We start from the raw sequence: 24085 nt of genomic DNA, 5'->3' as shown, positions 1-24085 counted from the left end.
CGTCCAGCACCAGTTCGTCGACATGCACGCCTGCCGGAACCGAGGGCAGCGACGAATTCGAGATCGCCATCGTGTGGACCCTCGGACGCTCCAAGGATCAACGCCTCAAAAAGCCCTCAGCACCGAACCTGCGGAAGAACCCCGTTCCAACGCCTTTTGACACCATGACGGTCAGCCCTGCCGTGCGGGCTTGGAGGTGGCGGCCGTCGCGACGTTCGGTGCCGCGAGCACCAGGCCGATGCCGTAGCGGTCGATCTCGAAGCGCAGGGGCTTCAGGGGGGGCGCGGTCTGGTCCATCGTCACCATGAAGGTCCCGAGCTTGTCCCCGACGACGCGGCGATGGTGGTTGGCGGCCTGGCGATGGGGCGGCTGGGTGGACTTGTCCTCGGGCGATCCAGGCGACGGGATGGGCTTGCTCGGCGACACGATGGTGCCGCGGTTCCGGCCCTGGGTCTCGAAGAGCCACTTCACCGCGGGCACTGCCTCGGTCTCGGTCACTCCGCGGTCCGGCCCGAGGGACAGGTACGAGCAGTGGTGGAACAGCTTCAGGAGGTCCCAGCGCAGTCGGTCGTCGTTCCCGTACCCGCGCGTGATGTTCACGATCTCGGTCAGCACGGCATGGTCGACGTCCGAGCCGAACAGCGCATACGATTCCTCCCCGCCATCCACGAAGACGGCCTGGAAGACGATGCTGTCGCCGTTGCGGTCGTGGACCACGGTCTCGTCCTGTCGCCAGGCGAAGGGGCTGTGGACGAAGAATTCTACCGCCTCCGGCCCGTCCTTGGCGAAGCCGGGCACGAGCTTGCCTGCGTCGACGAACAGGTGCTTCCGGCTCTCGAAATCCATGCCTTCCGCTTCCATCCACGACTTGAGGCGGTCGGCGCGAGAGAAGATGCGGATGCCCTTTTTCTCGCGCAGGCGGTGGCGCGCCTCCTGCCGGATGAGGCGGGCATCGCCATCGAGGTTGGTTTCTGTCAGCGCACAGGCCGGCACCCAGAGCTCGTCGATCTCGACGCGGTCCCCGCCCTGGTACGCGGTCGAGTGCCGGAGCCAGAAGAACTCGCCCATGCGCTGGCAATGGTCATCGTCGAGGTGCGTGAAGCAGACCACGTCGAATCGGTTTCGACCCACCTTGCGGAGGACCGCCCGCAACTCCTTCGCGAGGTCGCAGCGCTGCTCGTACGGGTCGTCGGGATTGTGCTGGTTGCCGAAGTCGATGAGGAGCAACTGCTTGTTCGCGAGCTCAAGTAGGGTGCTGTCGGCGTTTCCGAGCGGATAGAAGGTCGCGTAGGCGGTCATCTCGAAGTCTCCTCGGTCCGATGGGTTCAGGGCATGCGATCCGTCGAGGGCCGCCAGCGAAGCGTCCTGGGGAACAGGGCGGCCGAATGCGTCGTGAGGACCGTGTCGGCCACCTCGAAGCCGTGCCGTGCGATGCGTTCGAACGCGGCAGGCGTCATGGCCTTGAGGTCGGTGGGGTGGCCGAGCGCCGCGCGGACCTCCTCATCGTTCAGGAAGCCGTCGTATTCGCGCTCGTCGCGCGAGCGTCCTTCCTTGATGTCCACGTCCCGGACCGACACGCCCATCTTGAAGAGGGCGCCGGTGACGATTTTCGCTGCGACGTCCCTGATGAACATCCTGGACCTGAGGGCTCGGATCTGGTCGCTCGCGATGTCGAAGAGGCGGGGGCCGGCGAGGCGTCCCTTGAAGATGCTTAGCGGGGAGGCCGAGCCGTAGGCCGGAACGGGGCCGGAGGCGTCGCTGCAGATGATGAACGCAGCCGGGTCCGGCGCCTTTCCGGGCTTGTAGACCGCTTCGAGACCCAGGTTCTCGTAGACGCCACCGTCCCACAGCCCGATCCTGGTTACGTCGGGTTGCGTCCTCTTCATCGGCTTGCGGGTGGCGGGATCCGTCTGGAACCACCCCTCCTTGGGCAGGTCGATCCAGAGTGCGCCCAGGACGTACGGCACGGCCGCCGAGGCTGCCGCGGCATCCGCCAATCGGATGTCCGGGGCGTAGTGGCGCCCGAACACCCAGTCCCCCATTTCCCTTGCGGAGAACCTCCAGCACTTGCCGCTTTGGAGGGACGTCGTGTTGATGAGCCAGGCGGGCTTCTCGGGCAGGTCCCGCACGCGGCCGGTGACGCCCCAGCGTTCGGCGAGGAGGTCGGCCAGCACGCTGGCCCGGTGCGTCAGTATTCTTCGGTTGAAGCGCAGCAGCCCCCGCCAGCCGATGGCCCCGACCGTGAACAGGTCGACGGTCGTCAGGAGGTTTCGCAGGGCCCCGGAATGGCCGCCGGTGAGGAAGGCGGGGTCCATGCGCGAGCGCAGCTTCAAGACCTCGAACCATTTCACCGCCTACCGTCGGTTGGCCGGGGTCGACGAACGGATCGCGGGCAACAGGCGCGCGCGCGTGAACTTCCACTCGTTCCGCCGTTGGTTCATCTCGCGGATGGAGCAGGCGGGGGTGGCGGACCCGATGATCTCGGCCGTCGTCGGCCATAAGAGGGGGTCGATGGCTCTCGACGTCTACAGCGAGGGTCCGAAGATGCGGGCGGCCCGCCGGGCGATCGCGCGCATCAAGCTGCCGCCCCTCGACGGAAGCGAGATCAAGGAGGACATGGTCCTGCGCGCAGCCGCCAAGTGACGGGTGCCGCCCGGCGCGCGACGCTGGCCGGGCCGGTGCGCCGGCGCCGGACGATCGCCTTCGTCGATGCGGGATGCCGGCGACCACGGCCGTTCGCCGTGGCCGGAGTACGCGCCTCGATCGCGGAATCGTTCGATGTCCGGCGCACGAGCCGGCGGGATCGGCGAACACGATCGCGCCGACGGGCCGTTGCGTCGGTCGTCCCGATCCATCCGCCGCCTCGGGTTGGTCGCGGCCCGACGCGGCCGTGCGCCTCGGCGCGACGCCGTCTCCGCCGCGTTCTAAGCGGGGAATTCCGGGCGAGGGCCCGCGCGGCACCCTCGAACCTCCCCGAACGGATCCCGAACGGCCGCCGACGTACCACCGTCCGCGGTATGCCCGGGTGCCTTTCGCATGCCCGACCTGGGCCGGAGCCCGGACGCCCGACCCCGGCGCGGGGTAAGCTGTCGGTTCGTGCCGGTACGGCGTTGCCCGAGGCGGTCGACGGGCTGCCGCTCAAGCCGCGCGAAGCCTGTCGATCTCGGCCAACGTCCTGGAGCTGATGGCTCGCAGGACAGCCAGCGCCGCCGCGTGATCGCCACCGGCGTGGCACGCCGCCTCGACCTCGCGACAGGCCTGCGCCAACCCCGCGAACCCCATGGCCCCGGCCGCCGAGACCATCGCGTGCGCATCGTATGCGAGTTGCCGGACGTCCGGCGTCGTTTCCCGCCCGAACCGCTCGGTGAGTTCCTGGGCCAGCATCGAAAGCATGCGGGACGTCCGGTCCCGTCCGACCGTCGCCACCATGTCGTCGAGCAGGTCGACGTCGACGGTGTCCTCGATGGCCCGCGGGGCGGCGGCGGTCAGTCGCTCGATAACGTCGAGCAGCTCGGCGGCCCGGAACGGTTTCCCGACATGGGCGTCCATGCCCGCGGCGAGGAAGCCCTCGACCTGTTTCGGGAGGACGTTGGCGGTCATCGCCACGATGGGCACCCGCCCGACCGGGCCGTCCAGCGCCCGGATCCGCCGCGTGGCGGATAGCCCGTCGAGCACGGGCATCTGAACGTCCATCAGGACCAGGTCATAGGACGTCGAGCAGGCGGCGGCGACCGCGGCCTCGCCGTCGCAGACCACGTCCACCGCGTGTCCCGCCCGGCACAGAATCTCGCGCGCGAGCTCGCGGTTCAGCGCGACGTCGTCGGCGAGGAGCAGGCGCCGTCCGGCGCGCTCGGCGCCGGGATGCCCTGGCATGGCCTGCGCGGCTTCCGGTGTCGCCACCGGCAGGACGATCTCGAACCAGAACGTCGAGCCATGGCCCTCCACGCTCTCGAAGCCGATGGTCCCGCCCATCAACTCGACCAGCGTCTTGCAGATGGCCAGGCCGAGGCCGGTCCCGCCGAAGGTCCGGCCTATCGACTCGTCGGCCTGGGAGAAGCGTCGGAACAGGCGGTCCCGCCGCGCCGCCGGAACCCCGATGCCGGTATCGGTGACGGAAAAGCGCAGCCGCGCGCACCCGTCGGCCGCGTCGGTCGCGGCGATGTCCAGGGCGACCCGGCCCTCGGCCGTGAACTTGCAGGCGTTCCCCAACAGGTTGAGCAGGACCTGGGTCAGGCGGTCCCGGTCGCCCAGCAGCCATTCGGGCAGGTTCCCGGCGACGGAGACGTCCAGGGCGAGGCCCTTGGCCTGCGTGGACCCGCGCATCATCGCCAGGGCTTGGTCGACCAGGTCGGACAGCGCGAACGGGCGCGGCGCGATCTCGATCCGCCCGGCCTCGATCTTCGAGAAGTCGAGCACGTCGTTGACCACGGTCAGCAGGGCCGAGCCGGCGGAACGGATGCGCTCGGCGTGCAACCGGACGGCCGGCGCCAGGCCCGGCTCGTCGAGCAACAGGTCGCTGTAACCGATCACCGAGTTCAGCGGGGTCCTGATCTCGTGGCTCATCGTGGAGAGGAAATCGCCCTTGGCCGCGCTGGCGCGTTCGGCCTCCTCGCGCGCGGCGACCAGGGCGGCCTCGTCCGCCTTGCGGGCCTCGATGTTGCGCACCGAGGACACGACCCCGGTCGTCCTCCCGGCCGCGTCCCGCAACCGCCTCAGCGAGGCCTCGATCCAGATCCAGCGGCCGTCGCGGTGGCGCAGCCTGTTGACGATGACGCCGCGGTCCTCGGCCCCCCCGACCATGTCCGAGAGGAGGGCCTCGAAGGCGGCCGCATCGTCGGGATGGATCATGCGCTGTGGACTGTGTCCGAGGAGTTCGCCGGGCTCGTATCCGAGCAGGTCGCGACTGGCGGGCGAGACGTAGAGGCGGCGGCCCGACAGGTCCATGTGCGTGACCATGTCGGCCGTCGCCTCCGACACCAGCCGCAGGCGCGCCTCGCTCTCGCGCAGGGCCCGGTCCGCCTCGACCCGCGCGGTGACGTCCCGGCCGGAGACGACCACGGCCGGGTCCCCCGCGTCTCGGCCCACCAGCTTGAACATCGATTCGATCCAGACGTAGTGCCCGTCCTTGTGGCGCAACCGATGCACGTGGGACGCTTGCGGGCGGTCCGGCGACAGGGACACGTAGATCGCCGACACCTCCGCCATCTCATCGGGATGGATGAGCTCGGCGGGCGGCAGCGCGGCGTACTCCTCCGGTTCCCAGCCGAGAACCGCGCGGACGGCCGGGGATACGTAGGCGCGCTCCGCCATCGACGGCTTGAGCACGATGAGGTCGCTCGTGTTCTCGGCGAGCAGGCGATGGCGTTCCTCGCTCGCGCGGATGCGCGCGTCGGATACCCCCCGCCTGTCGATCTCGCGGGCGAGCAGCAGCAGCGCGGCGACGAGCACGAGCGTCAGGCCCCCCGCCATGGATGCCTGCAGGAGCGCCGAGCGCCACCAGTCTGCCAGCGCGTCGGTCCGTGCCAGCGCCGCGCCGACGTAGAGAGGGTAGTCGTCGAGAAAACCGAGCGCCACGACGCGTTCGACGCCGTCCGTCATGGTGGCCGACCAGTACGGCTTCTCGTCCCTGGACGGTACGTGCTGACGGTAGTTCTCGCCGTCGGCGAAGTTCCTGCCGATCATGCCAGGGAGCGGCGGCGTGCGCACCAGCAGCGTCCCGTCGGTCCTCCACAGGCTAAGACCCGCCCCGGGCCCGTTATCGATGGCCCCGTACACCGCCTCGAACATCCGCGGATCGACCGTCGCCTGGACGATGCCGGCGAACGTCCCGTCCGGGCCGTCGATGCGGCGCGCGACCGGGATCAGCAACTTGCCGGTCAAACGTCCCGTGATCGGGTTTCCGATGGTGAGACCCGTGCCCGGCCGGTCGCGCAACGCCTGGAAGTAGTCGCGGTCGCGCACGTCAAGGCTGCGGGCCGGGAACGCGTCCGCCTCCACGACGGTGCGACCGAGGCGGTCTACGATGATGATGTTGTTCAATCGTGACCGCAGCGCTTGCTCGCGCAACGCGGCGTGGATGGCCTCGGGGGCGAGGCCACCCTCGCGTTGCCCGACGAGGGGGGCGACGGCGCGCAGGTAGGTGTCGATGATCTCGAAGGTCCGGGCGGCATGCTGTTCGAGGGCATGGGCGGTGTTCGCCGCGCGGACCTCGGCGTTCGCGAGCTCCTGGGCGTGCTGCCGATTAAGCGTGACAGCGACGAAGGCTGGGACGCCGAGGCCGAGCGTCAGCGCGGCGATGCGAGCGAGCGTTCTCAACGTCATCGTCGTACCGGGAGTCCAAGCGGCGCGGCCTACGTCGCCCCACGGGCACGTCCACCACAAGGAGGAACATAGACGGGTAAACGGCCCGTGTGCCCTCAGACCTCGAACACCGGCCGTCGCCCGCGGTGTGTCCGTCGTGCCGGGCATCGAACGTGGCCTCCTGTTCGGATCAAGGATCTCCGGGCGAACGAACGGCGGGCGGGAGCGAGGGGATTTTCGGGTCCGACGGCAACGCCCCGGACTTGGGTACCCGATGCGGTCATGCGGGAATGCGACGACCGAAGACCGGCCCCTCGTTTCGGAAACGGACGTTCGGCCTCCGACCGGACCGGGAAGTTTGGATCTCGCCCGTCGATGTCCGGATCCAGGGGTGAGACCGATTTTGCCTTCGAGCGCCCGGGCTCGGCATCCTCGCCGGCCGATCAAGCGCCGAGCGATACTCTAGGCCGTGCCGATCCGTGGATAGCGCGACAGGTCGGGCTCCTTCGGATTGGATGTAAAGAGGCGTGCCGCCAGCCTGCTCAAGACCGGCCTCGTCAGAATGGCCAGCACACCATGAGCTAGCGCGATGCCCAGCCGTGTCCGGGGATGGGCTAGTCGCGGGAGAAAACTCGGGACAGCCTGGCCCTGCGTTACCATCGGCCGCATGGCTCGCTCGTAGGCGATGAATGCCGCCGCGGGATCGTCGTGAAGCGCCAGTTCGCCCGCGAGTACGTAGGCGCCCGCGATCGCCAGCGTGGCGCCGATGCCCCCCAACGGCGTGACGCACCAAGCGGCGTCGCCCACCAAGACCACGCGCCCCTTCGACCAGCAAGGCATCCGCACCTGGCGCAGCGCGTCGAAATAGAAATCCTTCGTGCCGTCCATGGCGGCTAGGACGCGCGGCGTCTGCCAGCCGGCGTCGGCGAAGCGCTCATGTAGGTAGGCCTTCTGCCGCCCGGCGTCCCAGTCGTGCTCGCCGCCTGGCGGTTGCACGATCGTCAGGGTTGCACGCGTCGTCCCTTTGCGGTCCGGTCGGGTCGTGACGCTGCGCCGTTCGGGAGCATTGTACCAGCGCCACATCCGGCCGTCGCCGTCAGCACGCGGGATGGTGAAGTACGCGCACAGCATGCCCATCCAGCGCGGATCGTTCTCACCCGGGAAGACGAGCTCGCGGGTTGCCGAGCCGACCCCTTCGGCCACCACGACCGCGTCGAACGTTTCCGTGCGACCGCCGGCGAAGGTGACGGCGACGTCGCCGCCCCGGTCATCGATCGCCGTGATCCGCTCATCGAAACGATAGGCGACCCGCTGGCTCGCGGGTTCGTAGATCAGCCGCGCAAGATCGCCGCGCAGGATCTCCATCTCCGCGGTAGGCCCATCGGTGCCCGGCTCCGCGACCACCTTAGCCGCGGTCCTACCCCGTTCGTCGACCCATGCGAGGCCCTCCTCGCCGGTGCCTGCATCGAGCGCCGCCTGTTCCAGCCCCATGCGCCGAAGCACCTCGCGCCCGACCCCGCGCACATCGACATTCTGTCCGCCATCGCGGAATGCGGGTGCGCGCTCCACCACCGTCACGTCGAAGCCGGAACGTCCCAGCCACCAGGCGGCGGCATTGCCGGCGATACTCCCGCCGGTGATGAGTATTCGATGCATCGGACGCCTTGGGATTGCGAGAACCTGTCACGGCTGCACGCGGTGTCGTACTGCTTGTGAGGGGCAACGGAAACCAAGGGTGGCTCTGTTCGCGACCGTAGACCACCTTGTCCAGATTGAAGGCCCCCCGCCCCGCGTCCGGAAAGGGACTTTTCCATCCTTCGCATCGTGGCAGAGGCAGCCATCAGCGACAGCTGCCGATCGCCGCGTTTCGGCCGCTAGGCCGCCACGTCGACATCCAGGCCTGGCGTTCCGCCCGCGGGGCGGGAGGCGTACGAGACCGTGTTGCGGCCCGAGGCCTTGGCGGCATACAGCGCGTCGTCCGCGAGCTTGAGCGCCCGCAGGCCGGCATCGACATCGCCGACGGCCCGCATGGCGGAGGCGCCGACGCTCACGGTCACATGCCCGCGATACTTGAACCCGGGGTGCGGAAGGGCCCGCCCCTCGACGGCACGCCGCAACGATTCGGCGGTCTGGCGGGCGACGTCTCCGTCGGCGCCCGGTATCAGGACGGCGAACTCCTCGCCTCCTAGGCGCGCGACCGTCCCGCCCGAGACAGCGGGATGGGCCGCCAGGGTGTGGGCCACCATGCGCAGGCACTCGTCCCCGGCAGCGTGGCCGGCGCTGTCGTTGAAGGCCTTGAAGTGGTCGATGTCTAGCATCAGCACGCCGAAGCAGGCCCGCTCCCGCAGGCTCGCCCGGGTGGCCTCCTCCAACCTGGCGTGGAAGGCTCGGCGGTTAGCCAGCCCGGTGAGGGCATCGGTCGTGGACAACCTCAGGAGTTCGGCGTTCGCCGCGACGAGGGCCTCTCCCTGCGACCGCTCCCGTAGCCCTTGGAGGAAGGCGTCGCGGTCCCTCCGCTCCCGGCCGAACGTCATGGACAGCGTCAGGACGGTGACGATGGCGTTAAAACCCAGCGTGGCGAGGATCTCCACGAGGTCTCCGGGAGCGGACAACCGAATGGCCAGGACCACGTTCACGGCGATGGTGGCGGCGGCGAGAGCGGCCGCGTGCGGGAGGCGCAGCGGCATGGCCGCGTTGACGAAGAAGGCCGCCATTCCGGCCGCGGAGAGATAGAGTTCCGTGTAACGCCCACCGAGCAGCAGGCCGATCAGCGCTATGCTGGCGAGGCCGCACAGGACCGGCACGCCGGCCACGAGGCCTTGCTGCCACGCCGGCCGGCGCGGCGAGAGCGACAGGATGCCGGCGAGGAGGACGGGGGCGACGACGCCAAGCCGGATGGCCAGCCCGAGAAGCAATGCGCCGTGCCAGGCGTCCAACGCGATGGCCAGCAGGTCCGCGCACATGGCGAACGCGAGGAAGTTCCTGAGCATTGCCGTGCGGGCCTGCGCCGTCGACCGTTCGAAGCGGGCCTCCAGTTCGGGTGGCATCGCGAGCCGATGTCGGGGCCGCGACAGCGCCGCCTCCACGACGTCGGGACTAGGGGCTCGATCGACCATGCCTGATGGCTCTCCTCGGATGGACGAGGCCGATAACACCCGGTCGTTCGCGGGCCGTGAAGCCAAAGCGTCCAATTCTTCTGGTCGGTCGCCCGTCGGGGGCGATGGGCCTCCGCCCCGCGATCAGGCAGGCGCGCGCAACCCTGCCCGGTCCCGTGTCGAGGACGGCTTGCCTTCGAGTACGATGACCGGCGCGATGACGACCGGCTTGAACGCCCCGATCAGGACCCGGTCCAGTCGACCCGCCATCCCATCCAGGATGCCGAACGCCTCGGCGCTTCCCAGCGGCGCCCGGTACGGGCGGCGCTCGATCAGCGCCCCGTAGACGTCGCAGACGGTGACCAGACGCACCAGGTCGGGGATGTCCCTGCCGTCCAGCCCGTCCGGGTAGCCGGATCCGTCGAGCATCTCGTGGTGGGAGCGGGCGACGGCCAGCACGGGGGCCTCGAATCCCTGGCCGAGGAGCATCGCATGACCCGCGGCGGCGTGGGTACGCATGATGGCCATCTCGGCGGCGTCGAGCCTGCCGGGCTTGGTCAGGATCGCCGCCGGGACCTTCGTCTTGCCGACGTCGTGGAGCAGAGCCGCCTTGGTCAGGCGATGCCGATCCGGCGCCGCCAAGCCCAGGGTCCCGGCGAAGGCCGCGGCGAGCCCCGCCACCAACAGGATGTGCTGGTGCGTAGCATCGTCGAACTCCCGGACCACCCGGATCCAGTCTAAGATGCCGGCGGCGCCGATGGCTCGCGCCACGGCCTCGGTCCCGTTCTGTACCTCGGCTTGGGTCAGGATGCCCTTGTTGAAGGTGTCGCTCAGGAACTGTCGGGCCCGCTCCGCGTGCGCCATCGCCGAGAGCGGCACCCGGCCGGTTTCCACGACAAGACGTTCGATCAGGGCCGGCAGCGCGTCCAGGTCCGACGCCGGGACGGTCTCCGTCGCCCCCAGGACCCGGGCGTAGGCGCGTGAGCGGGGACCGTCCCCGTGCGCGACGAGGACGAGGCGACCGTCCGGAGGCCGCATCCTCCCCAGGAGGGCCCGCAGGCGCGAGACGGCATCGGCGGAGAGCTCGCGCACGTCGCTGACGATGATGAGCGGCTGGACCGAGAGCTCGGGTGGGTCGTAAAGATCGCAAAGGGCGATCGCGACGAGGCCTCTCAGGCCTCGGAAACGCCGTTCGGACCGAGCGGTGTCATCGCTCAATATGACGAGCTCACACATTCCTGGCCCCGTCCCGTCGACATGAGCCCTCCGATCCGGCCTCGCTCCGTCGACGATGTTCCACTCCTGCGCATTAGGAGTCCGGCCAACTTAAGATTTGCCTGCTTCAGGGCCGTGCGACTGAATTGTCGCACCTCCGTTCGCCCGAACCTCATGGGCCTCCGTCGAGCCGCGCACGGGGAACGACGCGATCCCGTATCCCGGGGCGCCACCGAGGGCGACGTCCGCGTCCGCCCCGGCCGGGCCCGAGCCGATGTCACTTCGTCCGGCAGGCGAGGAGGGGCACCTCTCGTCGGCACGATCCACCGGAGATCCCCATGGGAGCCGGCCCTTGTCGGCGACGACCGCGACACGCACCTGGCGGATCCCGTCGCACGGGACGGGGACGCCTCCGGCACGGTCCGGCCGGCGGACGGGTAGAGACGGCGGACGCGTCGGAACGGGCTTTCACCCGCTTCGGAAGCGAGGCGGGTTCCGCGGGACACGATAGTGCGAACGGTGATGACGGCATGGATGCCGTTGCGCTCACTCGGCGTAGCCTCGCCGGCGTGCCCCTGCGAATGCGTCCGACATGGGGCGAGGGGGCGAAGGCCATTCCGGACCGCGGTCAACCGCCCGACATCGCTCGCATGTCGGAGTGCCCGGGCCCGTCGCGGGCTTTGCCGCCGGGGCACAAGCCGCCGTCCGGCCCGGGAACGGGCCGGGGCATGGACGGTTCCACCCGCGATGGAACCCTACGTCTACGTCGTCACCGGATTCGGTGCGCTGGTCCTGCTGACGGCTTGGCTGCCGATGGTGCTGCGGGCGCTGCCGTTGTCCCTCCCGATATGCTGCGTCGGCCTCGGCGCCGCGCTGTCCCTCGTCCCGTTCCTCGCCGGGCTGGCTCCGCACCCGGGCGAGCACCTCAAGCTGGTCGAGCACGCCACCGAGGCCGTGGTCGTCATCTCGCTAATGGGCGCCGGCCTGAAGATCGACCGGCTTATCGGATGGACGCGCTGGGCGACGACGTGGCGGCTCCTCGGCCTCGCGATGCCGTTGACCATCGCCGCCCTGGCGGCGCTCGCCACCACCCTCCTCGGGCTCGGGATCGCCTCCGCCCTGCTGCTCGGCGCGTCGCTCGCCCCGACCGACCCGGTGCTGGCTTCCGACGTCCAGGTCGGCCATCCGTCCGAGGGCCGGGAGGACGAGATGCGCTTCGCCCTCACGTCCGAGGCCGGCCTGAACGACGGCCTCGCCTTCCCCTTCGTAAACCTCGCCATCGCGCTGGCCGGCGGCGGCCCGTCCCTTGGTCACTGGCTCGCCGTCGACGTGGTGTGGAAGGTCGCCGTCGGGGCGGTCCTCGGGGCGCTGGTCGGCCGGGGCCTCGGCTGGCTGACCTTCCACCTGCCCAACGTCTCGAAGCTGTCGCGCACCGGGGACGGCTTCGTGGCGCTGGGGGTGACCTGCCTCGCCTACGGCATCGTCCAGGCGGTCGACGGCTACGGCTTCGTCGGGGTCTTCGCGGCGGCGTTGGCCTTGCGGGCGTCGAACAGCGGCCACGACTACCATCGCAAGATGCACGATTACGCCGAGGAGCTCGAACGCCTGCTGATGATGGTCCTGCTCATCGGCTTCGGGGTCACCCTCGGCGGCGGAGGTCTCCTCTCCGGACTGACATGGCCGGCCGTCGCGTTCGTGGCGCTGGCCCTGCTCGTCGTCCGTCCCGTGTGCGGATGGGTCGGTTTCGCCGGCTCCGGGCTACCCTCCGACGAACGGGCGGTGATCGCGTTCTTCGGCATCCGTGGGCTCGGGACGGCGTACTACCTCGCCTACGCGCTCGGGCACGCCCCGTTCGAGGCGCCGGACCTGCTGTGGGCGACCGTCGGCCTCGCCGTGCTGGTGTCCATCGTCATGCACGGGATCACCGTCACGCCGGTGCTGCGGTTCCTCGATCACCGCAGCGGTCGGGACACGGCGAGCGGCCAACTCGACCTCGCGCTGCGGGACCCGCCACCGCTCTGAGATCCGCGATCGGCGGACGACGGGGACCATGGCCGGATGGAATGGCGCTAACGTCGGGCTGGTGCGCCGCGGAGCGGTCGTGCCCACCGGCTTCGTCGACGGGACCATGCACGCTCGCGTCGACCGTCCGTGGACGGTGCCGGCGCATCGCGGGCCGTCCGGCATCGGGCGATCGACGCGGTGACGGACCCGACCCGCGAAGGGACGTCCCGGGAGTCGGTGCGAGCCGGGTCTCTGGAGTTCGGCATTCGGGATCCCGGGAAGCGCCGCGAGGACGGGATCGCAATGCCGCGTCCGGTTCCGGCGCTTGCGGACGGCCGTCCGCGCAGGGCGTGGCGGCCGCGTGGGATGGACGGTTCGCGTCGCGGAAATGGGATCCGGGCGAAGGCGAAATCGCATCCCGGCGGGGATGGGACGGAGCCCGGCTTGGGGATGAATGGGGATTTCGCGGGGATGTCCGCCGAGTTAAATCATTGATGCCACTCACTTATTTTTTTGCAAAAAATAAGTGGTGGTGCGGGTAGTCAGGCGCGAACCAGTCTCCAACTGGCGCAGATCCCTGCACCAGGGAAAAATACAGCGATTTTTTCGATTTCCATGGGTCTGGCGCGTTCGGCTCGGTCGGTTCGAATTGGCGCTCCGTGGAATACAAAATCTTGTATTTCCGCTGGTGCCGTGGGTTGAAAGATCTGAGACACTGAAGCGCCGAGCCAGCGGACCCTATCGATCCGCCCTCGTCGTCCTCGACCTTTTTGCTAGGGGTCTGTTGGGATCGTTTACCCGAGGGCGCAGACACGGCCGACCTCGATGACCTGTTCATTCCGAGCTGGGCAACACGATCGGGTTGCGTTTCCCGCGGCGATCCGGCATTCAGCTCGTTGCCGCGGTCGGGTCCCGTTCCCGATTATCGCGGTCCCGGGGACTGATCGCCACGAGATGGTGGTCGTCTGCCCGCGGACATCACGAACTTGAAGCAGCGCGGGGCGCATCAGCCCTAGGCAGCATCGGTTTGGCACGCACGACCCCTGTCGGTCGTTCGCCAACTGATGACTGCGCGCTGACGATCACCTCTCCGAGCTTCGGTCTCCAACCTTGTAACGGGCTTGGAGGCTTCGATGTCACGCAGAGAAAAACTTGACCCAGCCACCGCGGTAGCGGATCTCTCATCCCGTGCCGTGAACGCGATCGCCCTCGACGAGGCGCCACGCGTAGCCATCGGTCCCGGGCTCGAAGGCCGCTACGGGCTCGCCCCCTTGAGCGCCCTCCTCGAGAACCCACACCGTGTGCAGGTCCACTCGCCGCGGCAGCTGAGTAAGCTGAGCCGCGCGATCGAGGTCACAGGGCAACTGGCTCCCGCGATCATTGACGAGCAATACATGGTCCTCGCGGGTCACGCCCGACTCGCGGCGGCCAAGGCGCTGGGTCACGCGAGCATGCCGGTGGTTCAGGTCTTCCACCTGTCGCAGGTACAGAAGCGCGCCTTCTTGCTGAGCGACAATCGCGTCGGCCTCGATGCCCGCCTTGATCGCAAGACACTGGCCGCCCAAATCCCCGAGCTGACCCTGTTGTTCGAGGATGCCGGTCTCACCTTCAGCGACACCGGCTTCGAGGTCGCCGAGATCGACACCCTGGTGATCGACTTCGAAGATAGCGGCCCCGAACCCGACGATGCTATCGATCCAATGCTCGCCGCCGGTGCGATCGTGCTTCGGCAAGGCGACGTCTTCGCTCTGGGCGACCATCGCCTCGCCGTCGGCGATGCCCGCGACGCCGGCCTGCTCGATCGACTCATGTCCGGTGAGAAGGCCGAGGTCGCCTTTGTCGACCCCCCGTACAACGTGCCGGTCCGCTCGATCGGCGGGCGTGGTCGCAGCCGGCATCCCGAGTTCGCCTTCGCCTCGGGCGAGATGAGCCGGGCAGAGTTCGTCGCCTTCCTGGAGGCGGCTCTCGGCAACGCCGCCCGGGTCTCGGTACCTGGGGCGGTGCACTTCGTGTGTATTGACTGGAAGCATTGCCGCGACCTCATCGACGCCGGCGAGCGTGTCTATGGCGCTTATCTCAACCTCGTCACATGGGTGAAGACCAACGCAGGCCAAGGCGGCCTGTATCGCAACCAGCATGAGTTGATCGGCGTATTCCGGGTCGGGGAAGCGCCACATCGCGACAACGTTCAGATGGGCCGGTTCGGGCGCAACCGCTCGAATGTATGGACCTATGCCGGCGCTAACACCTTCCGTTCTGGGCGCATGGATGACCTCAACGACCATCCGACGGTCAAGCCGATCCAGTTGGTCATCGATGCGCTCAAGGACGTCAGCCGACGCGACGCCGTGGTCCTCTACACTTTCGTGGGCTCGGGCACCACGATCCTTGCCGGCGAGCGGATCGGTCGCCGTGTGCGGGCGGTGGAGTATGAGCTACGCTACGCCCAGATCGCGATCCGGCGCTTCGAGGCGATCACCGGCCAGAACGCCCGGCACATCGAGACTGGTTTGACGCTCGCCCAGCTGACCGAGCGCCGCCCCGCGCAGGAGCAGTCGAGTGCGACGGTCGATCAGTCCCCGGAGCCGACGCCACCGCTCGCGGCGGCCAGACCGCGGGTGCGGGAACAACTGAACCGACCCAGCTCGTAGCCGCACGACGCGCGCCACGCTTTGCGCCCGACTCGACCGTCGCCGACCAGATGCTATGGCCCAGATTGAATCTCTCCGGTCTATAGCACAGTCATGTCTTATCGATCGCATTATCAAATATAAAAATCAAAAAATGAAATAAATTTGCCGATCAGCCGCTCTTATGATTGACAAGAAGCGATCGAGTGGGCATTTTCGTCTCATCGCAGCAAGTCGTTGCGATTTTGTATTCGAGACATGCCCGGGAAGACGAGCCGCCATTCTGGCGGGTTCATCGTCATCGTTCTCCAGCGGAACGGCATTCCGGCGCAGTCACGTCCTTTCTCAATGGAAAGCCGTGACGCGTCGCTGGAGGTTGCCATGTCCCGCCACGATGACGACGACATCCTGCCCGTGGATCCCGCACATAGCGGCCCGCAATCCGATATCACTGACGAGGATGAGCGTGTCGGCTACGGCCGTCCTCCGAAGCGGTCTCAATTTGTCAAAGGTCAGAGCGGCAATCCAGCGGGACGGCCAAAGGGGAGCCTCAACCGCGCAACCATTCGAGCCATGGTGACGACGCTGTGGCTCGAGGAAACGATGAAGATCGGTGAGGGCGGGCGCCAGCGGCACATCCCCCGCCTCGAGGCCCTCCTGAAGAAACAGGCCGAGCTCGCGTTCAAGGGCGACCGCAAGGCGATCAAGGATTGCCTCGATGTTGTCTTTCGTATGCTCGGCGATGTCCGTGAAGCGCACAGGGATCAGGAAACGACCGCCGAAGATCTCGCGATTCTACGCACGCATGATTTTGAAGCACGTGACAGCGCCGAGCACGCTGCCGATGTCCCCTGCGACGACGAGGGAGGCGATCGTGAGTGATCTTCGCCGTCGCCTGCGGGCACTGTTGCGCCAGAACCTCGCCGCCTTCGCCCAGAAGACTTTTCAGTCCCTCGATCCAGGGACGCCGTACTGTCACAGCTGGCACCTCGAGCATCTCGCATGGCAACTTGGACGGGTGGCCCGGGGTGAGGTCCGCCGCCTGATCATCAACGTGCCGCCGCGCTCGATGAAGTCGATCACGGTCTCGGTCGCCTTCACCGCCTGGCTCCTGGGTCACGATCCGACCAAGCGCATCCTGTGCGCCTCCTACGCAGCCGATCTCGCGCGCAAGCATTCGATCGACACCCGCATCATCATGGAGAGCGACTGGTACCGCGAGCTGTTTCCGCGCTGCGAGCTGGTCGCGCGGCGTCAGCGCGATACCGAGCTCGTGACCTCGCAAAAGGGCGGAGGTCTGGCCTTCGGGCTCGGGGGGGCGCTCACCGGGCGCGGTGCAGACGTCATCATCCTCGACGATCCGATGAAGGCCGCGAGCGCCACCTCGGAGGCCGACCGTCGCCGGGCGATCGAGTATTACGAGGGGACGCTGGTCTCGCGGCTGAACGACAAGCAGCGCGGCGCTATCGTCCTCGTGATGCAGCGCTTGCACGAAGACGATCTCTGCGGCCATCTGCTCGAGCGATCTCGTGAGGACTGGGAGGTCGTTCACCTCCCGGCCATCGCCATAGAGGACGGCGCGTTCCAGCTCAGCGACCGTCCCGGCCCCGTGCATCGGCGCATCTGCGACGACGCCCTCCAACCCGACCGTGAGCCGCGCGAGATTCTCGAAAACCTCAAGCGTGAACTCGGCTCGCGGACCTTCGAAGCCCAGTACCAGCAGGCACCGACGCCGGCCGGCGGCAACCTCATCAAACGGGAGTGGCTGCAGTACTATCGCGATCGGCCGAGGACCTTCGAGCGCATTGTCGTCTCCTGGGACACGGCTTCGACCCAGGGAGACACCAGCGACTGGTCGGCCGGCCTCGTCTGGGGCGTGCACGATCAAAACTTCTATCTACTCGACGTGGTCCGTAATCGCCTCGAGTTCCCGCAGTTGAAGGAAGCTGTGCTTAAACTTCATGCGGACTGGAAGGCCGACGCTACGCTGATCGAGAAGACCGGGCTCGGGATCGCCTTGAAGCAGGATATCTGTCGCACGACCAGACTGAGGCCACTCTTGCTCCCGCCGAAGTTCGACAAGATCACGCGTTGCGAGGCGCAATCGGATCGCTTTGCGGAGGGACGCATATTTCTCCCTGACGAGGCGCCCTGGCTCGCGCTTTATGAGAAGGAGCTACTGGCCTTCCCGAATGGCCGCCACGACGATCAGGTCGATGCGACGAGCTATGCCTTGCACCACCTTACGGACTGGCTGAACCGCGCCAGACCGCTCGAAAGAAGAAGTCGCGACAGCATCTCGCCCAGGAACCCGCGCGAGAGCGGACCGGAAAGCGAGGTCGTATCGATCGAACCCGAAACACCCGTCATCGAGCCCGTCCGGACGACCATCGAAAACGGATGCGTCACACGACACGTCAGCGCCCGCACGCCGGTCCCAGTGCAAGAGACGCCGGATCGGCCAAGCGGAAGGCCGACGCGTCGCCGGTGATGCGCAAAGCCGATATTCTGTTTTACGCCCAACCCAGTCATTCAAAGGTCGCGAGCAAATTCTTCGAAACGGACATCGCCGGTTGTAACTACTTCGGGCCCCGCAACTATGGCCGCAACACTAAGAGCCCTCTCTGATTGGGGTTCGTGAGGCAAGCATCTCCTCATCGATGTTCCTTGTCCCGGTGTGTCGCTCCCGCGGGTCACGCGCTTCTCTTCGCGGTCGGCGCGAGGCCGCCGCATGATGGGGTCAGGAGAGCAAGGCGTCTCAATCTGTTTCACGACCTGGTCTGCTGACGCGGACCGGTTCGGGACTCTCAACGAGATCGCCTCGCCCATCGTCCCCACGGGAACGATCCGGGTCACCCTCGCGGGTGAAGTCTGGCCTGCCGTCGTTCCGTTCGACGGGGCAGGCGTGTCTCGGTCATGCGAGGGCAGCGACGAAGGCCGTCGGCTCCTTGCCAAAGCGGAACTCAGTCCCGTCGCTCCACATCCGGTGCAGGACGACGGCGAGCTTGCGCGCGACCGCCACGCGGGCCCGCGCCATGCCACGATGCTTGGCAACCTGCGTCCCCCAGGCGCGCAGGCTCGACCATTTGCGTGAGCGCGTCAGCAGCGAGTGCGCGGCCTCGTAGAGCGCGGTGCGAGCGAGTTCGTCGCCGCAGCGGCTGACCTTGCCCTGGATGTCGGTCTCGCCTGACTGGTAACGGGATGGCGTCAGGCCAAGGTGGGCACCCACGTCCCGGGAGTGCCGGAACCGCTCCGGCCGGTCGATGGTGGCGCGGAAGGCCAGCGCGGTGATCGGGCCGACACCCGGCACGCTCATCAGCCGCCGGCAGACCGCCTCGCCGCGCACGATGACGAGAACCTGACGGGTCAGCCGGTCGAGTTGCTCCAGCATGGTCGCCAGGATCGCCAGCAGGGGCGTGACGAGCGGTAGGATCAGGGGATCGTCGCCGGCTAACTCTCGCACGCGCCCGGCAAAGGCGGCGCGGGCCGGGGTGCCGAGCTTGATCCCGCCCTCGCGCAGGATCGCCCGCACCACGTTCTCGATGGAGCGCATCTCGTTGAGCACGGTGCGCCGCGCCACCAGCAGCGAACGCCAGAGCCGGGACTGACGCGACTTGACGTGAACCTGCCGGTACCAGCCTGTCCGCATGATCTGGGCGAGCGCACGGGCATCGTTGCGGTCTGTCTTGTTGGGCATCGTCTTCATGGCTGCGTTGGCGGACCGCGTCTCGATGCAGATGGCCGGCAAACCCGCCGCCCGAAGCTCATCGTGCAGCCAGGCTGTCAGCGAACACGCTTCCAGGCCGACACGCTCCAGGGGCAGGCCGAGCCCCGTCAGGGCAGCGATGAGATCGGAGGGCTCGCTAGCGGCTCGCATCTCCTTGATGATCCGACCCGTCGCGTCGACCACACAGATCGCCGTCTTTTCCAGGGAGACGTCGAGTCCGGCAAAGTAGGTCATGGCTGCTCCTTCCTGATGCTGTGGCGATCCGACATCGACCACGATCTCACATCTCGATAGGAGCAGCCGCCTTCAGCGGACCCACAGCGTGACCCCAATCACCCCATCTGTCCGATAAGGGACTGAGGCGGGGTTGAGTGGTCGGGATGGCGATGCTTCCAGGCGGGTGCTGAAGCCTGACTTGGAAGCGCCATGTGGACCCCGACCACCCGCCGGCAGCATAGCCGCGCGGGCCTTCGCTATGAAACTGATCTGACTGATGCCGAGTGGGCGGTGATCGCGCCACTGATGCCGAGGCCGGCGCCCTGTGGCCGGCCTCCGCTCTGGACGACACGGGAGGTCCTGAACGCCATCTTCTACGTTCTGAGAGGTGGGATCTCTTGGCGGATGATCCCCAAGGATCTGCCGCCGCGCTCGACCACGTTTGGCTACTTCAGCCGCTGGCGCGACACAGGGCTGTTCGGCCGGATCAATCACCACCTCGTCCTGGCTGATCGCGAGCGTGTCGGACGCGAAGCCTCGCCGTCCGCCGCAGTGCTCGACAGCCAGAGCGTTAAAACCACGGAGAGCGGCGGGCCGCGCGGCTACGACGCCGGTAAGAAGGTCAAGGGTCGCAAGCGCCAAGCGCTGGTCGATACGGACGGGCGTGCGCTCGTCCTCGATCCGCAGCCTGCCGACATGCAGGACCGGGACGGAGCCGTGCCGGTCCTTCGCCTGTCACGCCGGAGCTTCTCGTTCATCGTCAAGGCCTTCGCCGACGCCGGCTATGCCGGCGACAAGCCCGCGACCGCCACGATCATCGCCGTCGAGATCGTGCGCAAGCCGCCGGATCAGGTCGGCTTCGCTGTGCATCCGCGCCGGTGGGTCGTTGAGCGGTTCTTCGCCTGGATCAGTCGCAACCGACGCCTCTGGAAGGACCCGGAAGCGACCCTCGCCTCCGCTAAAGCCTTCCTCTACGCCGCAGCCGTCATGATCCTCGTCAGACGCCTCGCCCGATCACCCTGACTTCTCGGACGGACTCTAAGGTTGTAATTAACCCATCAGACCACTGCCTCGGCCCGCCTGCGCTTCTTCGTGTACGCCTTGGCCGACACTAGGCGCAGGCGCGCGTATTCTTTCTCCAGGTCGACGCCCCGCTGTTCGGCCCGTCGCTTGACGAGCTCGGCTTTAAGCTCCTCGCGCGGGAGGAGAACCGCGGCTACCGCGGCCGGCTCCAGGAACCGCTCCCACGCCTCCATGACTGGGCGCTTGAACCCGAGTAGCTCGGCCTCCGTGTAGCGCCTCGTCGTCCCGTTCGACTGGCGGACGGTTTCGGCTTCGTCGCCATGATCGAGGATGTAGCCGACCAAGGCGACGTGCACGTTGCCTTTCTCCTGCACGGTCGACGACAGGCCGCGGCGCAGGTCATGGGGCGAGCTCTCCGAACCCGGGATGGCTCGAACGGTGTGCGTCAGCGTGTCCTCGGCGATGCGCGCCATCTCGCCGGGAGCATCGGCCTTGGCCGGGCGCTGCTGCGGGAAAGCCCAGCGCTGATCCTCGCAGTATTTCAGCCGGTGCCAAGCGAGGTAGGCCGAGAACGGCGCCCAGGCCGCCGGCGGCAGGGGGATGACGTGCTCTTTGCCCTTCTTGCCCGACGGCTTGCGGTGCCAGCAACGCCATAAGCCCCAGCCCGGGCTGCCGTCCCATGCCTCGAAATCGTCGCGGTAGGCCATCACGACGGACAGGCGCCGCTGCCCGGTCCAGGCCGCGAGTTGAATCGCGGCACCGATAGCGGGATTGAGGACGCCGCATCGCGCCGTCGCCAGGATGAGGCCGCACTCCTCCACTGGCGGGAAGTGCTGCCGCTCCTTCACGCCGACGAGTTTCGGTCCCTTAAGGCGGTCCATGTCGGTCGTGGTGATGCCCGAGGCGCGCTCCCGATCAGGGCTGCGCATCCAGCGCCAGAGCATCCGCGCCTTGCGGACGACGTCGGCTGCCTGCGTCCGCTTGCCCGCTTTGCGGAGTTCTTCTACCGCCTGTGCAATGCTGGCGGGCGCGATGTGGACGACCGGCATGGCGTCGAAGGCCCGCAGCGCCGGGCACCGGAGCGTCTTCCTGTAATTTTCGACGGTCGGCTGCGCGTAGACGCCCTCGTCGCACTCGGACTGGAGCCAGGCGAGATAGGCGTCCCGGGCCTCGGCATATGTCCAGGTCGCCGCCGGCGTCTGCCTCGGCATCACCTCCGGGACGTAGAGTGCCGCGAGGTTGGTCCGACCCTTCTTCCTCGCGTCGGCATGGAGGAGGGACTGGCGCTGAAGCTCGATCCAGTTGTCCGATGGGATGCCGTTGCCAGTCGAGACGTGGCGGACGATGGCGGCGCAGGCATGCCGGGCGTGCGCGAGGCCCCAGGCATCGATGCGGCCAATCCGGACGCGGGATTCCTTGCCCTGGTACTGTACGCGGGCGAAGAAGGTTGGACCCCGCGGCTGGACGCGTAAGCGCAGCCCGCGCTGGATGGTGTCAGAGATCTCGAACGTCGCCTTGAGCCCAGCACTCTTCCAGAGGGACGTGAGGGTTTCGATCAGGCCGACGGAGATCTCCTCTCTGCGGTTGACTGTCCGGGCCGGGCCTTCGCCACCCCAGACGCTGCCCGTGTAGGCCACGCCGCCATCCGTCTTCCGCTTACCGCCCATGCCCTGGCCGTCCGAGTTTCGCCCGCGGTCCAATTCCATAACTCGGACGGTATTCGGACGGCCATGAGATGTGGCTCTCCGGAACCTTCCACGAGTTAGTTTTCCCCATAAATGATGCGTTCAGTCCAATAGGTTGGCCTTCCAGCCCCCGTTCTCCGAGCGGAAAGTCCGTGGTGGCAGAAATGCTTGACCCCGGCCTAGAGCCGTGGCTTTTGAGCTGCCTGGCACCCGAGACTCCGTAGCTCAGCTGGATAGAGCAGCCGCCTTCTAAGCGGCAGGTCGTAGGTTCGAGCCCTACCGGGGTCGCCAACCCTTCGCCCGCCGGATCGATCCTGGCCGGTGTGCCCGGTCGGGCAAGCGCTGCGACGGCACCGCGAACCCCCTCGAAACCGCTGGACCCCGGCGTCAGACCCGCCGACATTGCCGGTGCAAAGGCGTGGAGACGCGCGCCCGCACGGCGGAGGGATCGGCGATGGGCAGGCTCGGGATCTGGGGCAGTGCGGCGGTGGCCGTCCTCGCGGCGGGCGGGGGCTGGCTGGCGGCGCAGGGGACGCGTGGGGCGGTCGCGCACGCGCCGCGCTTTCCGCAACTGACCCTGGAGCAGCTCACACCTGCGCAACGCCCGGTTGGCGAGAAGATCCTTAAGGTCTCGAGCGTCGGGCTGGCCGGCCCCTACAACCCGATGATCCGCAGCCCCGAGATGGCGCAGCGGATGTATGACCTGCTCGACTATCTACGCTGGCACACCTCCGTGCCGACGCGGCTGAACGAGTTCGCCATCCTGATCCAGGGGCGGCTCTGGCGCTCGCAGGTGGAGTGGTTCGCCCACTATCCGCTCGCCATCAAGGCCGGCCTCTCCGAGCAGGTTGCGGCCGACCTCAAGGCGAACAAGCGACCGGAGGGCATGAAACCGGACGAAGCCGCCGTGTACGATTTCTGCATGGAACTCTCCACGCAGCACGCGGTCTCGGACGGGACCTTCGCGCGGGCGAAGGCGGTGCTGGGCGAGCAGGGCGTGGTCGACCTGACTGCGCTGACCGGCACCTACGTGACGGTCGCCATGCTGCTGAGCATGGCCGAGGAGGGCGTGCCGCCCGGCAAGGAACCGCCGTTCAAGCCCGGAGAGCAATAGGCGGACGCGATGCGTGCGGCTTGGCGCGCCGGCCTCCGAGACCGGCGCGCTTCGGCTTAGTGCCGCGGCAGGGTGTGGGGCGCCTTCAGGAAGACGTCCACATCCGCGCGGGTGTTGTAGAATGCGAGCGAGGCCCGCACCGACTGGTCGACGCCGAACCGGCGCAGGGCCGGCAGCGCGCAGTGATGGCCCGAGAACACCGCGATGCCGTGCGCGTCGAGGTGGTGGGCCACCGCGTGGTTCTCCTGCCCCTCGATTACGAAGGGCATCACGCTCGCCTTCTCGTGCGCCGTGCCGATGAGGCGCAGGCGCTTCACCTCGGCCAGTCCGCTCTGCGCATAGTCCAGCAGATCGTGCTCGTAGGCGGCGATCGCCGGCAGGCCGATGCTCTCCAGGTAATCCAGCGTCGCGCCAAGGCCGACCGCACCCGCGATGTCCGGGGTGCCGGCCTTGAACTTGTCCGGGGCGCCCTTGTAGACCGTCCGGGCGAAGGTGACGTCCTCGATCATGTGGCCGCCGCCCTGCCAGGGCGGCATCGCTTCGAGCAGGGCGGTCTTGCCGTCGAGGGCGCCGATCCCCGTCGGCCCGAACACCTTGTGGCCCGAGAAGACCGGGAAATCGGCATCGAGCGCCTGCACGTCGAGCGGCATGTGCGGCGAGGATTGCGCCGCATCGACCAGCACCGGCACGCCGTAGGCGTAGGCCAACGCGATGATCTCCCGGATCGGGTTCACGGTGCCGAGGGCGTTGGCGACATGCGTCACCGAGCCGATCTTCGTCCGGCCCGAGAGCAGGGCTGCGTATTGCTCGACGATGATCTCGCCCCGGTCGTTGACCGGAATCACCCGGAGCGTCGCCCCGATCCGCTGCGCCAGCAGCTGCCAGGGGACGATGTTGGCGTGGTGCTCGGTGGTCGAGACGATGATCTCGTCGCTCGGCCCGATATTGGCCTCGCCGAACGAGGCGGCCACGAGGTCGATCGCGTCCGTAGTCCCGCGCAGGAAGACGAGGTCGTCCTTCGCGGGGGCGTTGATGAAGCGGCGCACCGCTGCCTAGGTCGGCGGTCGGGTGACGCT

15 protein-coding genes, 1 tRNA gene and 1 pseudogene are annotated in these 24085 nt (G+C 67.9%); 8 read left to right on the top strand and 9 right to left on the bottom strand.

The window, feature by feature from the left end:
- Nucleotides 1–171: 171 nt before the first annotated feature.
- A complete protein-coding gene (locus MKK63_RS02640) occupies nt 172–1299 on the bottom strand; it encodes a hypothetical protein (RefSeq protein WP_243998459.1) in 1128 nt (375 codons plus the stop codon).
- 26 nt (nt 1300–1325) lie between these two features.
- Nucleotides 1326–2315 (bottom strand): hypothetical protein, encoded by a 990-nt coding sequence (locus MKK63_RS02635; RefSeq protein WP_243998457.1) that lies wholly within the window; start codon nt 2313–2315, stop codon nt 1326–1328.
- Here MKK63_RS02635 and MKK63_RS02630 point away from each other — a divergent pair.
- Nucleotides 2314–2643, top strand: a complete 330-nt coding sequence (locus MKK63_RS02630; protein ID WP_243998455.1) for a hypothetical protein — start codon at nt 2314–2316, stop codon at nt 2641–2643. The two genes, MKK63_RS02635 and MKK63_RS02630, sit on opposite strands and share 2 nt — an antisense overlap.
- Nucleotides 2644–3138: 495 nt before the next feature.
- Here MKK63_RS02630 and MKK63_RS02625 read toward each other — a convergent pair whose 3' ends face one another.
- The 4 genes from MKK63_RS02625 to MKK63_RS02610 form a co-directional block, all read right to left on the bottom strand.
- Complete coding sequence (locus MKK63_RS02625; RefSeq protein ID WP_243998453.1) at nt 3139–6315, bottom strand: PAS domain S-box protein; 3177 nt, start codon at nt 6313–6315, stop codon at nt 3139–3141.
- A gap of 447 nt (nt 6316–6762) precedes the next feature.
- Nucleotides 6763–7956: an FAD-dependent monooxygenase gene (locus MKK63_RS02620; protein WP_243998451.1), complete on the bottom strand. Its 1194-nt coding sequence runs from the start codon at nt 7954–7956 to the stop codon at nt 6763–6765.
- A gap of 218 nt (nt 7957–8174) precedes the next feature.
- The gene (locus tag MKK63_RS02615; protein ID WP_243998448.1) at nt 8175–9416 is read right to left on the bottom strand and encodes a GGDEF domain-containing protein; all 1242 of its coding nucleotides are present in this window, start codon (nt 9414–9416) and stop codon (nt 8175–8177) included.
- A gap of 123 nt (nt 9417–9539) precedes the next feature.
- Entirely contained in the window at nt 9540–10613 is a 1074-nt protein-coding gene (locus MKK63_RS02610) for an HD-GYP domain-containing protein (RefSeq protein WP_243998446.1), read from the bottom strand.
- 744 nt (nt 10614–11357) lie between these two features.
- Here MKK63_RS02610 and MKK63_RS02605 point away from each other — a divergent pair.
- From MKK63_RS02605 to terL, 4 genes are all read left to right on the top strand, one after another.
- A complete protein-coding gene (locus MKK63_RS02605) occupies nt 11358–12632 on the top strand; it encodes a cation:proton antiporter (RefSeq protein ID WP_243998444.1) in 1275 nt (424 codons plus the stop codon).
- Nucleotides 12633–13747: 1115 nt separating this feature from the next.
- Nucleotides 13748–15265, top strand: coding sequence for a DNA modification methylase (locus tag MKK63_RS02600; RefSeq protein ID WP_243998443.1), 1518 nt, complete (start codon nt 13748–13750; stop codon nt 15263–15265).
- A 237-nt stretch (nt 15266–15502) separates the two neighbouring features.
- The gene (locus tag MKK63_RS02595) at nt 15503–16126 is read left to right on the top strand and encodes a DUF5681 domain-containing protein (protein WP_243998441.1); all 624 of its coding nucleotides are present in this window, start codon (nt 15503–15505) and stop codon (nt 16124–16126) included.
- On the top strand, nt 16119–17735 hold the full coding sequence (gene terL, locus MKK63_RS31900; protein ID WP_243998439.1) for a phage terminase large subunit: 1617 nt from the start codon (nt 16119–16121) through the stop codon (nt 17733–17735). Before MKK63_RS02595 ends, terL begins: the two co-directional genes overlap by 8 nt.
- 423 nt (nt 17736–18158) lie before the next feature.
- Here terL and MKK63_RS02585 read toward each other — a convergent pair whose 3' ends face one another.
- Nucleotides 18159–19205, bottom strand: a complete 1047-nt coding sequence (locus tag MKK63_RS02585) for an IS110 family transposase (RefSeq protein WP_243998437.1) — start codon at nt 19203–19205, stop codon at nt 18159–18161.
- 192 nt (nt 19206–19397) lie between these two features.
- Between MKK63_RS02585 and MKK63_RS02580 the strand changes: the two genes are divergently transcribed.
- Entirely contained in the window at nt 19398–20210 is an 813-nt protein-coding gene (locus tag MKK63_RS02580; protein WP_243998435.1) for an IS5 family transposase, read from the top strand.
- Between the two features lie 35 nt (nt 20211–20245).
- Here the strand turns inward: MKK63_RS02580 and MKK63_RS02575 are convergent, their stop codons facing one another.
- Nucleotides 20246–21877 (bottom strand): integrase family protein, encoded by a 1632-nt coding sequence (locus MKK63_RS02575; RefSeq protein ID WP_243998433.1) that lies wholly within the window; start codon nt 21875–21877, stop codon nt 20246–20248.
- A gap of 232 nt (nt 21878–22109) precedes the next feature.
- On the opposite strand from MKK63_RS02575, the gene MKK63_RS02570 reads away from it, so the two are divergent.
- Together MKK63_RS02570 and MKK63_RS02565 are read left to right on the top strand one after the other, a co-directional pair.
- Nucleotides 22110–22186, top strand: a tRNA-Arg gene (locus MKK63_RS02570).
- 163 nt (nt 22187–22349) lie between these two features.
- On the top strand, nt 22350–23009 hold the full coding sequence (locus tag MKK63_RS02565) for a carboxymuconolactone decarboxylase family protein (protein ID WP_243998432.1): 660 nt from the start codon (nt 22350–22352) through the stop codon (nt 23007–23009).
- A gap of 56 nt (nt 23010–23065) precedes the next feature.
- Here the strand turns inward: MKK63_RS02565 and MKK63_RS02560 are convergent.
- Nucleotides 23066–24055: pseudogene (locus tag MKK63_RS02560) on the bottom strand (aminotransferase class V-fold PLP-dependent enzyme); the annotation flags it as partial.
- Between the last annotated feature and the right edge of the window lie 30 nt (nt 24056–24085).

This window comes from Methylobacterium sp. J-088 (assembly GCF_022829295.1).
Lineage (GTDB): Bacteria > Pseudomonadota > Alphaproteobacteria > Rhizobiales > Beijerinckiaceae > Methylobacterium.
This window is presented reverse-complemented; position numbering and strand designations above follow the sequence as displayed.

Coding starts and splice junctions, on each gene's coding strand:
- MKK63_RS02605 (WP_243998444.1), top strand. CDS start 11,358: ATGGAACCCTACGTCTACGTCGTCACCGGATTCGGTGCGCTGGTCCTG.
- MKK63_RS02565 (WP_243998432.1), top strand. CDS start 22,350: ATGGGCAGGCTCGGGATCTGGGGCAGTGCGGCGGTGGCCGTCCTCGCG.
- MKK63_RS02585 (WP_243998437.1), bottom strand. CDS start 19,205: ATGACCTACTTTGCCGGACTCGACGTCTCCCTGGAAAAGACGGCGATC.
- MKK63_RS02615 (WP_243998448.1), bottom strand. CDS start 9,416: ATGGTCGATCGAGCCCCTAGTCCCGACGTCGTGGAGGCGGCGCTGTCG.
- MKK63_RS02635 (WP_243998457.1), bottom strand. CDS start 2,315: ATGGACCCCGCCTTCCTCACCGGCGGCCATTCCGGGGCCCTGCGAAAC.
- MKK63_RS02600 (WP_243998443.1), top strand. CDS start 13,748: ATGTCACGCAGAGAAAAACTTGACCCAGCCACCGCGGTAGCGGATCTC.
- MKK63_RS02595 (WP_243998441.1), top strand. CDS start 15,503: ATGCCCGGGAAGACGAGCCGCCATTCTGGCGGGTTCATCGTCATCGTT.
- MKK63_RS02640 (WP_243998459.1), bottom strand. CDS start 1,299: ATGACCGCCTACGCGACCTTCTATCCGCTCGGAAACGCCGACAGCACC.
- MKK63_RS02630 (WP_243998455.1), top strand. CDS start 2,314: ATGCGCGAGCGCAGCTTCAAGACCTCGAACCATTTCACCGCCTACCGT.
- MKK63_RS02620 (WP_243998451.1), bottom strand. CDS start 7,956: ATGCATCGAATACTCATCACCGGCGGGAGTATCGCCGGCAATGCCGCC.
- MKK63_RS02580 (WP_243998435.1), top strand. CDS start 19,398: ATGTGGACCCCGACCACCCGCCGGCAGCATAGCCGCGCGGGCCTTCGC.
- MKK63_RS02575 (WP_243998433.1), bottom strand. CDS start 21,877: ATGGGCGGTAAGCGGAAGACGGATGGCGGCGTGGCCTACACGGGCAGC.